The 14,885-nt window shown below is 70.2% G+C and carries 9 protein-coding genes; 5 read left to right on the top strand and 4 right to left on the bottom strand.

Annotated elements, in window-relative coordinates:
- Positions 1 to 25 precede the first annotated feature (25 nt).
- From uvrB to ACGLYG10_RS12260, 3 genes are all read left to right on the top strand, one after another.
- Positions 26 to 2,122, top strand: coding sequence for an excinuclease ABC subunit UvrB (uvrB, locus tag ACGLYG10_RS12270; RefSeq protein ID WP_073332449.1), 2,097 nt, complete (start codon positions 26 to 28; stop codon positions 2,120 to 2,122).
- Positions 2,123 to 2,435: 313 nt separating this feature from the next.
- Positions 2,436 to 3,503: a TerC family protein gene (locus ACGLYG10_RS12265; protein WP_073332447.1), complete on the top strand. Its 1,068-nt coding sequence runs from the start codon at positions 2,436 to 2,438 to the stop codon at positions 3,501 to 3,503.
- Positions 3,504 to 3,563: 60 nt separating this feature from the next.
- Complete coding sequence (locus ACGLYG10_RS12260; RefSeq protein WP_073332445.1) at positions 3,564 to 6,092, top strand: HAD-IC family P-type ATPase; 2,529 nt, start codon at positions 3,564 to 3,566, stop codon at positions 6,090 to 6,092.
- 62 nt (positions 6,093 to 6,154) lie between these two features.
- Here the strand turns inward: ACGLYG10_RS12260 and ACGLYG10_RS12255 are convergent, their stop codons facing one another.
- Entirely contained in the window at positions 6,155 to 6,439 is a 285-nt protein-coding gene (locus ACGLYG10_RS12255; protein ID WP_073332442.1) for a YciI family protein, read from the bottom strand.
- Positions 6,440 to 6,514: 75 nt separating this feature from the next.
- Between ACGLYG10_RS12255 and ACGLYG10_RS12250 the strand changes: the two genes are divergently transcribed.
- Complete coding sequence (locus ACGLYG10_RS12250) at positions 6,515 to 7,312, top strand: hypothetical protein (protein ID WP_139240978.1); 798 nt, start codon at positions 6,515 to 6,517, stop codon at positions 7,310 to 7,312.
- A gap of 52 nt (positions 7,313 to 7,364) precedes the next feature.
- Here the strand turns inward: ACGLYG10_RS12250 and ACGLYG10_RS12245 are convergent, their stop codons facing one another.
- Entirely contained in the window at positions 7,365 to 9,581 is a 2,217-nt protein-coding gene (locus ACGLYG10_RS12245; RefSeq protein WP_073332437.1) for a hypothetical protein, read from the bottom strand.
- A complete protein-coding gene (locus ACGLYG10_RS12240; RefSeq protein ID WP_073332434.1) occupies positions 9,578 to 10,306 on the bottom strand; it encodes an ABC transporter ATP-binding protein in 729 nt (242 codons plus the stop codon). Before ACGLYG10_RS12240 ends, ACGLYG10_RS12245 begins: the two co-directional genes overlap by 4 nt.
- Positions 10,307 to 10,527: 221 nt before the next feature.
- Between ACGLYG10_RS12240 and uvrA the strand changes: the two genes are divergently transcribed.
- Entirely contained in the window at positions 10,528 to 13,380 is a 2,853-nt protein-coding gene (gene uvrA, locus ACGLYG10_RS12235; protein ID WP_073332736.1) for an excinuclease ABC subunit UvrA, read from the top strand.
- A 35-nt stretch (positions 13,381 to 13,415) separates the two neighbouring features.
- Here uvrA and ACGLYG10_RS12230 read toward each other — a convergent pair whose 3' ends face one another.
- Complete coding sequence (locus tag ACGLYG10_RS12230) at positions 13,416 to 14,840, bottom strand: MocR-like pyridoxine biosynthesis transcription factor PdxR (protein ID WP_244542676.1); 1,425 nt, start codon at positions 14,838 to 14,840, stop codon at positions 13,416 to 13,418.
- Positions 14,841 to 14,885 lie beyond the last annotated feature (45 nt).

Here is a 14,885-nt window from a genome sequence, read left to right as displayed (position 1 = left end):
GAGGGCTGCGACGTAGCCTTGGGCCATGCGTCCTGTCACCGACCTGCAGCGCGCCCAGAAGCGCTTCGAGGTCATCAGCCCATACACCCCGTCGGGCGACCAGCCCACCGCCATCGCCGAGCTCACCGAGCGGCTGAACGCGGGGGAGAAGGACATCGTGCTGCTGGGTGCCACCGGCACCGGCAAGTCGGCCACCACGGCGTGGCTGGTGGAGCAGGTGCAGCGCCCCACCCTCATCCTGGAGCCCAACAAGACCCTGGCCGCCCAGATGGCCGCCGAGTTCCGCGAACTGCTGCCGAACAACGCGGTGGAGTACTTCGTCTCCTACTACGACTACTACCAGCCGGAGGCCTACGTCCCCCAGACGGACACCTTCATCGAGAAGGACTCCTCCATCAACGACGAGGTTGAGCGGCTGCGGCACTCCGCCACCAACTCCCTGCTCACCCGCCGGGACGTGGTGGTGGTCTCCTCCGTGTCCTGCATCTACGGCCTGGGCACCCCCCAGGAGTACGTCGACCGCATGACGCCCCTGCGTGTGGGGGAGCAGATCGACCGCGACGAGTTGCTGCGTCGCTTCGTCACCATGCAGTACACGCGCAACGACATCGACTTCACCCGCGGTACCTTCCGCGTGCGCGGGGACACGGTGGAGATCATCCCCATGTATGAGGAGCTGGCCATCAGAGTCGAGTTCTTCGGCGACGAGATCGACGCCCTGGCCACCCTGCACCCGGTCACCGGCGAGGTCATTGACCGGGTGGACGAGGTCTACGTGTTCCCCGCCTCCCACTACGTGGCCGGGCCCGAACGCATGGAGCGGGCCATCGCTGGCATCGAGGAGGAACTGGCCGACCGCCTGGCGGTGCTGGAGCGCGACGGCAAGCTGCTGGAGGCGCAGCGCCTGCGCATGCGCACCACCTATGACCTGGAGATGCTCCGCCAGATCGGCACCTGCTCCGGCGTGGAGAACTACTCGATGCACATCGACGGTCGCTCCCCGGGCACGCCCCCCAACACGCTGCTGGACTACTTCCCCGAGGACTTCCTGCTGGTGATCGACGAGTCCCACGTGACCGTCCCCCAGATCGGCGCCATGCACGAGGGCGACGCCTCGCGTAAGCGCACCCTGGTGGAGCACGGCTTCCGGCTGCCCTCCGCCCTGGACAACCGGCCCCTGACCTTCGCCGAGTTCGAGGACCGGGTCGGGCAGACCGTCTACCTGTCCGCCACCCCCGGCCCGTATGAGCTCCAGCGCGCCGACGGCGTGGTGGAGCAGATCATCCGCCCCACCGGGCTGGTGGACCCCAAGATCGTGGTCAAGCCCACCGAGGGGCAGATCGACGACCTGCTCGAGGAGGTGCGCCGTCGCGTCGAGAAGCACGAGCGCGTCCTGGTCACCACCCTGACCAAGCGCATGGCGGAGGACCTGACCACATACCTCGCCGACCGGGGCGTGCGCGTGGAGTACCTGCACTCCGACGTCGACACGCTGCGCCGCGTGGAGATCCTCCGCTCGCTGCGGCTGGGGGAGTTCGACGTGCTGGTCGGCATCAACCTGCTGCGCGAGGGCTTGGACCTGCCGGAGGTCTCCTTGGTGGCGATCCTCGACGCCGACAAGGAGGGCTTCCTGCGCTCCTCCACCTCCCTGATTCAGACGATCGGGCGGGCCGCCCGCAACGTCTCCGGTGAGGTGCACATGTACGCCGACCAGGTCACCCCCGCCATGACGGAGGCCATTGAGGAGACCGAGCGGCGCCGCACCAAGCAGCTGGCCTACAACGCCGAGCACGGCATCGACCCGCAGCCGCTGCGCAAGAAGATCGCTGACGTCACCGACATGCTCGCCCGGGAGGACGTGGACACCGCCGAGTTGCTGGCCGGCGGCTACCGCGGACACGAGGAGAAGCAGGTGGTCTCCCGCCGCAAGCAGGCGGCCGAGGCGACCGTGCGCGAGAAGCTCGCCGGGACGGCCCAGTCCGACCTGGCGGGGCTGATCCAGGAGCTGACCGACCAGATGCACGCCGCCGCGGAGGATCTGCACTTCGAGTTGGCCGCCCGCCTGCGTGACGAGATCCAGGATCTGAAGAAGGAGCTGCGGGACATGCGGGCCACCGCCTGATGCGGCGGTGCGTCCGCCGCGCCCGGGCGTGCTGCGCAGCGGGCCGCGGCGTCGTCGACGTCGGCAAACACACACCGTTTCCGGCCGCGCGGGGGTGGCGGGTCCGGCACCCCGCGGCGATAGACTCGGCCCATAAGCCCATACGGAGGGGAGTACTCCCAGCAACGGCGACGTCGTCATCACGGCGGACCGGACGGCAACCGCACCGCGGCAGCCCCGGCCCCCGGCGTCGCAGGCCAGCAGGCGCGGCACGCAGTCGCGCCCCTGGCGGGGGGAGACCTCCGGTACCAGCACCGTACCGGAGGTACATGCAGTGGATGTCCACGCCCTCGGCTGGCTCGCCCTGGCCGCCATCATCATCACGATGATCACGATCGACATCGTCGGTCACGTCCGCACCCCGCACGAGCCCACTCTCAAAGAGGCGGCCCAGTGGTCGATCGGCTATATCGCCATGGCCGTCGCCTTCGGCGGGATCGTCTGGGCGATTTGGGGCGGCACTTACGGCCAGGAGTACTTCGCCGGGTACCTCACCGAGAAGGCGCTGAGCATCGACAACCTCTTCGTGTTCGTCATCATGATCTCCGCCTTCCGGGTGCCCCGGAAGTACCAGCAGGAGGTGCTGCTGGCCGGCATCATCATCTCCCTGGTGCTGCGCCTGGCATTCATCCTCGCCGGTGCCGCGCTGATTGAGAACTTCTCCTGGATCTTCTACCTGTTCGGCGCCTGGCTGCTGTGGACCGCCTTCTCCCAGGCCCGTGAGGGCCTGGAGGAGCCCGACGCGCACCAGGATGAGGAGTACCACCCCACCGGCTTTGTGCGCATGGTGGCCAAGGTCGTGCCCATGACCGACGGATTCGTCGGCGGCAAGCTCATTCACCGCCACGCCGGACGCACCATGATCACCCCCATGCTGCTGTGCGTGATCGCCATCGGCACCGCCGACGTCATGTTCGCCGTCGACTCCATCCCGGCGATCTACTCCCTGACCAGTGAGCCCTACCTGGTCTTCGCCGCGAACGCCTTCTCCCTGCTGGGCCTGCGGCAGCTGTACTTCCTGATCGACGGGCTGCTGGACCGGCTGATCTTCCTGCACTACGGACTGGCCGCCATCCTGGCCTTCATCGGATTCAAGCTGGTCAACCACGCCCTGCACACCAACGAGGTGCCCTTCATCAACGGTGGCGAGCCCTGGGAGATCGTCCCCGAGCCGGACATCGGCGCCTCGCTCGGCTTCATCGTGGTGGTCATCCTGATCACTGTGGCCGCCTCCGTGCTCGTCTCCCGGCACCGGGCCCGCCGGGCCGCACGGGAGGCCGCGGGCAGCAGCAACGCCATCGGCGAATCCGAGGGCGCCGTCACGGCACAGTCCGGCGCCTGAGCCGCGGACACGCTGAGAGCTTCTCAGGAATTTCCGGGCTGGAAAGTACATGCTGAACCCGTGAACCCGACATCCACCGCTACCGTGCCCGCAGAGGCCGCGGATACGACCGGGCTGACGAGCCGGGAGGTCGCTCAGCGCGTAGCGGCGGGGCAGACCAACGCCTTCCGGGACACGACCTCGCGTTCGGCGGTCGCGATCCTGCGCGCCAATGTCTTCACGGTGTTCAACGCGATCCTGGGCACGGCCCTGGTGCTGATCCTCCTGTTCGGCTCCTGGAAGGACGCCCTGTTCGGCTTCGTGCTGCTGCTGAACACGGCCACCGGCACCATCGCGGAGGTGCGCGCCAAGCGGGCCCTCGACCGCCTGTCGGTGCTGGATGCCCCCCGCGCGCATGTCCTGCGTGACGGCGTCGAGCAGGACGTGGAGGTGGCGGAGGTGGTGCTCGACGACGTGCTGCGGCTGCGCAGCGGCGAGCAGGTGCCCGCGGACGCCGTCGTTCTGGCCAGTGACAACCTGGAGCTGGATGAGTCCATTCTCACCGGCGAGTCCGCCTCCGTCCGTCCCGGTCCGGGGGACCGGGTCATGTCCGGTACCACCGTCACCGCCGGCACGGCTCTGGTGCGGACGACGGCGGTCGGCGCCGACGCCTACGCCCACCGGCTGGCCCGGGAGGCGCGCCGCTACTCGGTGGTCACCTCCGAACTGCAGGAGGGCACCAACCGGGTGCTGCGCTGGATCTCCTGGGTGATCGTGCCCGTCGCCCTGCTGCTGTTCTGGTCGCAGTTGCGGCAGAACGGCGGCGTGGCGCAGGCGCTCACCTCCGGGCAGTGGCAGGCGGCACTGGTGGCGGGCATCGCGGGCGTGGTCGGCATGGTGCCGCAGGGGCTGGTGCTGCTCACCTCCGTCAACTTCGCCACGGCCTCCCTGGCTCTGGCCCGCCGCAACGTGCTGGTGCAGGAGCTGCCCGCGGTCGAGGTGCTGGCCCGCGTGGACACCCTGTGCCTGGACAAGACCGGCACCGTCACCACCGGATCCATCCGCCTGGAGGAGGTCACCGGCCCCGACGGTGGCGCCCCGGGCCGGGGGGTCCTGGAGGCCCTGGCCGCCCTCAGCGACGGCGAGGATCCCAACGCCACCGCCGTCGCCATTGCCCGTGGCCTGACCGAGGAGCGGTACCTGGGGGAGCGGGCCGCCGCGGCCCGAGCTCGCACGGTGGAGGCGGCCGTGCCCTTCTCCTCACGGCGCAAGTGGTCGGCGGTCCGCTACGACGGCGTCACCTGGGTGCTCGGCGCCCCCGAGATCATCCTGGCTACCGCCCCGGGGGCGGACGTCGTGCTGGCGCGGGCGCGTGAGCGCGCCGCCGACGGCGCCCGGGTGGTGGCGTTGGCCTGCTCGAGCGAACCCTGCGGCGAGGACGCCGAGGACCACCTGCTGCCCGGCGGACTGGAGCCGGCGGCGCTGGCGGTGCTGGCCGAGGAGATCCGCCCCGACGCCGCCCGGACCCTCGACTACTTCCGGCAGCAGGGCGTGGAGGTGAAGGTGATCTCCGGGGACAACCCGGACACCGTGGCCGCCGTCGCCCGTCGGGCGGGCGTAACCGGCCCGGACGGCGGGGCGCCGGTCGCCGTCGACGCCCGCACCCTGTCGCAGGAGCCGGACCCGGACGGCCCGGAGGCCGAGCGCCTGGCCGACGCCCTGGAGGGTGCGAGCGTGCTGGGGCGGGTGACTCCCGAGCAGAAGCGCGCCTTCGTGCGGGCGCTCAAGTCGCGGGGCCGGGTGGTGGCCATGACCGGCGACGGCGTCAACGACGCCCTGGCTCTGAAAGACGCCGACCTGGGCATCGCCATGGGCAACGGGGCGCCCGCCACCAAGGCGGTCGCCCGCCTGGTGCTGCTGAAGGGGGAGTTCTCCGCCCTGCCGGGCGTGGTGGCGCAGGGGCGGCGGGTCATGGCCAACACCGAGCGCATCGCCTCCCTGTTCCTGGCCAAGACGGTCTACGCCTCGCTGATCGCCGTGGTGGTGTCCCTGACCGCCATCGCCTACCCGTTCCTGCCGCGGCAGCTCACCATCGTGTCGTCCCTGACCATCGGCATCCCCGCCTTCATCCTCGCGCTGGCGCCCAACTCCCGCCGCTACCGGGCGGGCTTCCTGGGGCGGGTGCTGACCCTGGCGGTGCCGGCCGGGCTGGTGGCCGGCTGCGCCACGCTGGCGGCCCGCACCTGGCTGGTGGCCGGCTGCGCCACGCTGGCGGCCCGCACCTGGCTGGTGGCCTCCGGGGCGGAGCAGGCGCAGGTGACCACCGGCGCCACCCTGGTGCTGGTGTGCTCCGGACTGTGGCTGCTCACCTTGACGGCCCGGCCGCTGCTGGGCTGGCGGCTCGGCCTGGTGGCGGCGATGGCCGGGATCGCGGTGCTGGGCGTGTTCGTGCCCGCGGTGCGCGACTTCTTCCTGCTGGCCTGGCCCGCGGCGGGCACCTGGTGGGTCGTGCTGATCGTGTCCGCCGCCGCCGTGGCCGGCATTGAGGCGGTGTACCTGGCGCGCCCGCGCCTGGTCGCGTACCTGCATGGCCGCGGCCTGGTGAACTGAACCTGCTTAACCGCGGCGGGCGCGGGGGAGCCTGGCCGTGAGACAGGGAGGCCGGAGGACCGTCAGGCCAGGACGCCGATCACCGGGTTCCACTCGTGGGGAATGCGCTCGGCGATGAAGCCCGCCTGGTTGAAGGGGTCCTCCTCCAGCAGGGCCAGGGCGCCGGCGGCGTCGTCTGCGCGCACCACGATGAGCGCGTCGTGCGTGCCCACGTAGGGGCCGGCGGCGAGCAGCCGGTCCTGCTCGGCCAGCGCGGCGTTGAAGGCGCGGTGGGTGGGGCGGAGGTCGGCCATGGCCTCGTCCTGGTCGGTGACGTAGTGGTACTCGACGGCGAAGATCTTGCTCATGCCGTCAGCCTAGCCATCCTCCGGCCAGGACGTCGGCCTCCGGGATTCGCGTCCTCGATCGGCTACGCTCGCGCCATGCTGAGCCTTATTCCGGAGTGGACTATCGAGGCGCCGCAGTCGCCGGTTCCCCGCGAGGTCGTGAAGGTGGGTGGTCTGCCGCTCGGCTGGCCTGTCGGCAGGGATTGGCCGTTGTGCGCCGAGTGCGGCCTGCCGATGTCCTTCCTCCTCCAGGCCGGCGAGTCGGCGCAGCTGCCTCACACGCCTGCGGGTCAGGTCATGTTCGTGTTCAAGTGCGAGCGCGGCAGTGTCTGTGCCTTCTGGGAGCCGGGCACGGGCCGCAACTGTGTTGCGCTGCTCGACTTCGAAGATCTGAGTGATGCAGCGGCTACCGCCCCCGAGGGTACGCCGGTGCTGCTCGAGCTGTGGGCACGGCGGTGGCGCGAGCATGACGACGGCGTGGATGCGTCCCTGGAGCCCGCGTTCTTCGATGCCCGGCATGACGCGATGCCCGAGGGTATCGCGTACCCGCACGACTTCGACTTCGCGCTCCAGACCAAGGTCGGCGGCCTTCCCTACTGGACGGCGAACGGGACCGTGGCCTTCCGGTACTCCGGCGGCACGGTTCTCACCGAAGGAGGGGACTGGCACTTGGTACTCCAGCTCGACACCGCGCTGAAGGTGGTCGATCCCATCGGCGCAGTGCAGGCCTACGCAGACTCGCACCCCGTGGGTCCTGCGCGCGAGGGCGCCGCTGAGGTCTATCCGGAGGACGGAAGCGTTGAGATCGCGAACTTCTGCCTGGACGGGATCGGCTATGTGCTCGTCGACGGCTCAGCGCAATCTCCGGAGCCGGTGTTCCTGATCAACCGCTGACGGGGCTGGCTTATGGAGCCGGGTGAGGGACTGGTGAGACGTGTACGGGCGGTCAGGGGCGCCAGCGGCGGGTAGCCCGGCCGGTGGCGCGTCCCGCACTGATGCTGGCAACGGCTGCCACCAATACCGTAATCGCCAAACAGACGGCGATATAGGCGGTGCTGGGCTGCCAGGTGGCGATGTCGTTGTCCGTGGAGATTCGAGCCATGCCAATCGGCAAAACGCGGTAGAGGACCGTTGCGGTCAGGCCGGACACGAGCACGATCACGCCGGTGCGCCACCGGGCCGTCGCGGCCGCGCAGGACACCGAGCCGGACAGGGCCCCAACGGGTGCCAGATTGCTAGCGGCCCGCGCGGAGTCGTGTGCCAGCGCCAGCCCGAGCACGATCGCCAGCACCGACAGGCCCACCGCGCCCAAGGTCACGGTCCAGCGGGCGCGGATGTACTGCACCTGACCGGCGGTGATCCAGTCCTGAGGCTGGGTGATGATCTGCACACCAGGGGCATTGGCATGCAGCATCCGCTCGATCCCGCGCATATCGAGGTCCGCGCCGTTCACGGACATGAGATAAACGGTACTGCCGGTCTCGTAACCGCGCATGATCTGGGCGGGGTCGGCCGTTGGAGTGATCTCAATGTCGGTTGCACCGGCGAGTTCGTACACCTGCCCGAGGACGGGAACATCCGTCAACAGTTCGGTGGCCGAGACCTGGTGCTGGGTGCAGTCCAGACCCCAGGAGGACAGCAGCTCGCAGCCGACTTCGATATGGGGCACCGGTTCGGCGTCGGCCGCATCCGACTCGTCGAAGTCGAATCCGGCCGAGAATGCCTCAACCCCATTGGGCAAGAGCACAACCAGATCCTCGGAAGCAGCGGCCGCGTCCAGATGGTCAAGGACGGCGACCTTCTCACCCCACCTGTTCAGGGTTTCTACTGACTCGAAGTACTGCGGGGACATGGATCCCGCCCACAGCTGGATCTGGCCTCCGGCCAGCAGCGCCAGCGTCATCGCCAGTGCCAGATGGCTACTCGCCTCGGACAAGGACACCAACTGACGGCCTGCAATCAGGCGCCCGGCGTGACCGCGACGGTAGCCCCAGCGGGCCAGCATCCGCCCGCACCAGGCGGACAGCGCCGTCACCACGCCGGGCAGCCCCAGCACCGTGAGCACCACGCCTATTGCATAGGCGAACTGCTTGAACACGGAGGAGGGATTCCACAGCGGGAACCAAATCGCCAGAAGCAAACCGCAGATGAGCAGCAGCGTCGGGCTGGCTTTCTTCCAGCGGCGGTGATGCCGCCGGGGAGCGGCGACGTGGCGGCCGCGCCCGCGGCCGAGCAGCACAATGGTGACGGTAAGCACCGCGCCGATCAGCAGGGCGGCAACAATGGGGCCGGCCAACCGGCGCGTATCCGCGGCCGGGAACCAGGCGTCCACCCACGGCACGCGCACATCCACGTACATGGCAACGCCGGTGAGCGCCCCCGCGAGCACAAAGCCGCCGAGGACTCCCGGCCAGGTTTCCGCCAGGTCGATGACCGCCAGGTCGCGGCGGCGCAGGCCGGAGGTCACCAGGGCGGTGATACGCCGCCGGTTCTCCTCCCCACGCAGCGAGGAGGCGGAGGCGGTGGCCCCGATGGCGGGGAGCAGCAGCACCCCGGCCACCAGCAGCAGTACCTCAGCCACGGGCGAGGCGTTCAGCGAGCCGGAGCCGGCGTAGGCGCCGCCCTCAACCACTGCGCCGAAGCCGCAGATCGGCTCCATCCCATCCGCGTTGAGTGCCTGTTCGGTTGGGCGCAGGTACATGCGCCGCTCTTGTGGCACCTCCAGGCCGTCCAGGCCGATCTCGGCGGAGATGGGGCCGAACAGCCCCTCCAACTCCCCGGTCAGGTCCCGGGCGAGGGCGGGGGAGACCACGGCCCCGCCGGGTTCGGGCCACTGGTCCACGCCCGGGGGCAGCGGGGCGTCGTCGCTCAGCGGGGAGAGGACGATGACGGTGACCGGGCGGTTGTTCACCTGGGTGAACCCGCCGAAGCGGTATAGGACGGTCGCCTCCTGCGCGTCGCACAGCTGTGGGGCGATGGACTCTGCGCGTTCCCGATGCAGGGCATCCCCGAACCAGGTCAGCGCGAGGCCGACCAGGCTCAGGCACAGCAGACAGGTCCCCAGGAACAAGGCCACGGTCTGGGTGCGTGCGAGCAGCCGGGACTCCGAGTGCCGCAGGCTGGTGCCGATGCGCAGCAGGCCGGAAAACAGGCGGCGGTTCATCGGCCCGCCGCCTGCCCGGACTGGTGAACCGTCGCGGCCAGTTTCCCGTCGGTCAGCGCCATGATGCGGCCCGCGCGCTGTGCAACCATGGGGTCGTGGGTGACCAGCAGGATGGCGCAGCCCAGCTGCTGCGGTAGGGCCACCAACGTGTCCATGACGCGGTCGCGGTTGGCGGGGTCCAGCGAACCGGTGGGCTCGTCGGCGATGAGCAGTTGTGGGGAGTTGATGAGTGCGCGGGCGATGGCGATGCGCTGGCGCTCACCACCGGAGAAGGAGGACGTGGCCCGCTCCTGCACGGTCAGTCCCAGTTCGGCCAGGATCGCGCGGGCGCGCTCCTCGGCGTCGGCGGCGGGCACGCCCGCCACGAGCGCCGGCACGATGATGTTCTTCACAGGGGTCAGCTCATCGATGAGGTAGCCGTCCTGGAAGACCATGCCGATGTGCTCGCGGCGGATGCGGGCGGTGGCTGCGCTGTTGCCGGCCTGCATGGCCTCGCCGCAGATGGTGATGGAGCCGGCGTCGGCGCGCAGCAGCCCGAGGATGGCGGACAGCAGGGTGCTCTTGCCGGCGCCTGAGGGGCCGATCAGTGCGGTGGTACTGCCCGCCTGCAGAGTCAGGTCCAGGGCGTCCAGGACGGTGCGCTCCCCGAAGGAGACGGTGAGGCCCTGGACGACCAGTACTTCATTCGCGGGCCGTGAAGCCGTTGCTGACGGGTTTGCGTCCATGGGGATCCGTTTCGGTGGTTGGAGAACGGCAACGCCTATGTGTCTGAACAAACATAGTTGTGAGTCCGCTCCTAGCCGCCGCAACACACGCAAAGACTCGCGCCACGTTGAAGGCCTGCGCCGCGTCGGGTCCTACTCGTGTCCAAGGCATCGGCGGCACCCCGCCTCACACAGTCGAACGGGTGTACGAAAGCGGGGCCTTGGCCCTACACTCTGACCCCGTGAACGACTCCCTCATCATCCGTGGCGCCCGCGAGCACAACCTGCAGGGCATCGGCATCGACCTCCCGCGGGACAAGATGATCGTCTTCACCGGCCTGTCCGGCTCGGGCAAGTCCTCCCTCGCCTTCGACACGATCTTCGCCGAGGGGCAGCGCCGCTACGTGGAGTCGCTGTCCTCCTACGCCCGCCAGTTCCTCGGCCAGATGGACAAGCCCGACGTCGACTTCATCGAGGGGCTGTCACCGGCGGTTTCCATCGACCAGAAGTCCACGTCCCGCAACCCCCGCTCCACGGTCGGCACCGTCACCGAGGTCTACGACTACCTGCGCCTGCTGTACGCGCGCGCCGGCATCCAGCACTGCCCCGTCTGCGACGCCGTCATCTCCTCCCAGACCCCTCAGCAGATCGTCGACCACATCCGCGAGATGGAGGACGGCACCCGCTTCCAGGTGCTCGCCCCCGTCATCCGCGGCCGCAAGGGCGAGTACACCGAGCTGTTCACCGAGCTGCAGGGCCGCGGCTTCTCCCGCGTCCGCGTCGACGGCGCCACCCACCGCCTGGGGGAGGTGCCCGCCCTGAACAAGAAGCTCAAGCACAACATCGAGGTGGTCGTCGACCGGCTGGTGGTGCGTGAGGGCATCCGCCAGCGGCTGACCGACTCGGTGGAGACCGCCCTGGAGCTCGCCGACGGCCTGGTCATCATCGACCTGGTGGATCTGCCCGAGGACGACCCCGGCCGCACCCGCCGCTACTCCGAGAAACGTGCCTGCCCCAACGAGCACCCGCTCCAACTGGACGAGATGGAGCCGCGCACCTTCTCCTTCAACGCCCCCTACGGCGCCTGCCCCGCCTGCACCGGCATCGGCAGCCGACTGGAGGTCGACCCCGAGCTCGTCGTCCCCGATGAGGAACTCACCCTGGCCGAGGGCGCAGTCGCCCCCTGGGCCAGCCACCAGAAGTACTTCACCCGCCAGCTCAAGGCGCTGGGCGAGGAACTGTCCTTCGACGTCGACACCCCCTGGCGCGCGCTGCCCGAGCGCGCCAAGGACGCGATCCTGCGCGGCAAGGACTTCGAGATCAAGGTCCGCTACCGCAACCGCTGGGGCCGGGAGCGCATCTACTCCACCGGCTTCGAGGGCGCCCTCAACTACGTCATGCGCAAGCACGACGAGACCGAGTCCGAATGGTCCAAGGAGCGCTACGAGGGGTACATGCGGGAGGTCCCCTGTCCCGTCTGCAACGGCACCCGGCTCAAGCCGGAAGTACTGGCCGTACGCGTGGGCGATAAGTCCATCGCCCAGCTGTGCGACCTGTCCATCAGCGAGTGCCGTGACTTCCTGGCCGGGCTGGAGCTGACCGGCCAGGCCGCGCAGATCGCCGGCAGCGTCCTCAGTGAGATCGCCGCCCGCCTGGGCTTCCTCGTCGACGTCGGCCTGGACTACCTGAGCCTGTCCCGCGGCGCCGCCACCCTGTCCGGGGGCGAGGCACAGCGCATCCGCCTGGCCACCCAGATCGGCTCCGGGCTGGTCGGCGTCCTGTACGTGCTGGACGAGCCCAGCATCGGCCTGCACCAGCGGGACAACGCCCGCCTCATCGACACCCTGGAGCGCCTGCGGGACCTGGGCAACACCCTGATCGTCGTGGAGCACGACGAGGAGACCATCCGCTCGGCCGACTACGTGGTGGACATCGGTCCCGGGGCGGGGGAGAAGGGCGGCCAGGTCGTCTACGCCGGCGAGGTCGCCGGCCTGCTTCAGGCCCGCGGCTCCGTCACCGGCGACTACCTGGCGGGCCGCCGCGCCATCGAGGTGCCCGCCAGCCGCCGCAAGCCCGTCAAGGGGAAGGCGGTCACCGTCGTCGGCGCCCGGGAGAACAACCTCAAGGACGTCACCGTCACCTTCCCGCTGGGTGTGTTCACGGCCGTCACCGGCGTGTCCGGCTCCGGGAAGTCCTCCCTGGTCAACTCGATCCTCTACCAGGTACTGGCCAACCGGCTCAACCACGCCCGGGGCGTGCCCGGGCGGCACAAGACCGTGCGCGGCCTGGACAACCTGGACAAGGTCGTGCACGTGGACCAGTCGCCCATCGGCCGCACGCCGCGCTCCAACCCGGCCACCTACACGGGCGTGTGGGACCACATCCGCAAGATCTTCGCGCAGGTGCCGGAGTCGAAGGTGCGCGGCTACGGCCCCGGTCGCTTCTCCTTCAACGTCAAGGGCGGCCGCTGCGATGCCTGTAAGGGCGACGGCACCCTCAAGATCGAGATGAACTTCCTGCCGGACGTGTACGTGCCCTGCGAGGTGTGCGGCGGCGCCCGCTACAACCGGGAGACGCTGGAGATCCGCTACAAGGACGCCACGGTCGCCGACGTCCTGGACATGACCATCAGCCAGGCCGCCGACTTCTTCGCCGCCACCCCCATCATCGCCCGCCACCTGAACACGCTGGTGGAGGTGGGACTCGGCTACGTGCGCCTGGGGCAGGCCGCCACCACCCTGTCCGGCGGTGAGGCCCAGCGCGTCAAGCTCGCCACCGAGCTGCAGCGCCGCTCCACCGGACGCACCATCTACGTGCTGGACGAGCCCACCACCGGCCTGCACTTCGAGGACATCCGCAAGCTCCTGGCGGTACTGCAGGGACTGGTTGACAAGGGCAACTCCGTGGTGGTGATCGAGCACAACCTGGATGTCATCGCCAACGCCGACTGGATCATCGACATGGGCCCCGAGGGAGGCAAGAACGGCGGCACCGTGGTTGCCACCGGCACCCCCGAGCAGGTCGCCGAGGTCGAGGGCTCCTGGACCGGCCACTACCTCAAGGAGCTGCTCGAGCAGCGACGGGCGGCGAGCTGACCGGCTCCGCCGCCCGGGGCTGCGGACCGGCTCCGCTAGTCCCGGGCGGCGCGCTCCGGCCGGGGCCTAGGGCCGTAGGGGGTGAGCGCCTCCCGCAGGCGCACCAGCAGTTCCCGCAGGCGCTCGGGCGTGCGCGCGCCCAGGCCGAGCACCACGCCCGGGCCGGCCGCCGCTCCCGGGGAGGCCCAGTACGCGGACATTCCGGCGACTCCCAAACCCGCGCGGTGACACGCGGCCACGGCGCCCGCCTCATCCGCCTGCGGCGCCAGCAGGACGACGGCGTGGAGCCCACCCTCCATGGGCACGCCCTCCGGGAACACCTCCGTGAACAGCGCCCGCCGCTGCCGCTCGATCCGACGCGCCCGGGCCACGTGCCGGCGCAGGCCGTCCTGGGCCAGGAAGCGGGTCATCGCGTCCTGCACGATCCCGGACACGGGCACGCACAGCGGGCGCATCCGCTCCAGCAGCGGCGCGGGCGCCACCAGGTAGCCCAGGCCGACGGCGGGACTCAGGGTCTTCGCAAAGGAGCCGAGCATGATGACCCGCTCGCCGGGGTCCAGGGACAGCAGGGGCGTGGGCGCGCTGCGCAGCTCGGCGTCGTAGTCATCCTCAATGATCATCGCCTCCGCCCGGCGCGCCGCCCCCAACAGGGACAGGCGCTGCCCGGCGGGCATGCGCTCGCCCCACGGGAACTGGTGATTCGGCGTGACCAGCACCGCCTGCGCCCCGGCGGGAAGTGCCGGCGATGTGGGAGCCTCCCGGAAGGCGGCGGTGTCGACCGGGACCGTGCGCCAGCCCAGCGCCCGGGGAATGCCGGTGAGTGAGGGGTAGCCGGGCTCCTCGACCGCCAGCGTCCCCGTGCCTGAGACGCCCCCGCGGCCGCCCAGCGCGCCCAGGGCCAGCCGCAGGCCATCGCGCGCCCCCGCCGTCACCAGAATGCGTTCCGGATCGACGTCGACCTGGCGGGCGCGCCGAATATGGGTGGCCAGGAGCTCGCGCAGCTCGGCGGAGCCGGAGGCGGGGTGCGGTCGCGGATCCGCGGCGGCGGCCCGCCAGGCGGAGCGCCACAGGCCGGTGGTGAGGACCCCGGTGACCGGTGCGCCCGGCCTCAGCTCGGTGGGTTGAAAGTCCGCCGGCGCGCCGGCGGGGCGTGCACGCCGTTGCGGCAACGGCCGGGGCAGCTCCGGGTTGACGCGGGTGCCGCCGTGCGTGGCGGTGAGAAAGCCCTCGGCCACGAGCTGCTCGTAGGCGGTCACTACGCTCCCACGCGATATGCCGAGCTCCCGTGCGAGCAGTCGGGTGGCGGGGAGCGGGTCCCCGGGTGCGAGCTCGCCGCGCGCCACGCGGCCGCGGATGTCCACCACGACCTGCTGGGGGAGTGGCCGCCCGTGGTCGATGATCACCCGACCGCCTCCCATACCTGTTGAACCGAGCACGTCGGCTGCGCAAACCGCTGCCATCTCCGACACAGACTAGCCGGTGGTCCAAAGAATTGTCCCCGTTGT

Origin of the sequence: Actinomyces glycerinitolerans (genome assembly GCF_900098745.1) — a bacterium.
GTDB classification, from domain to species: domain Bacteria; phylum Actinomycetota; class Actinomycetes; order Actinomycetales; family Actinomycetaceae; genus Actinomyces; species Actinomyces glycerinitolerans.
Note: the sequence above shows the minus strand (reverse complement) of the source record. Positions and strands in the feature narration are given on the sequence as shown.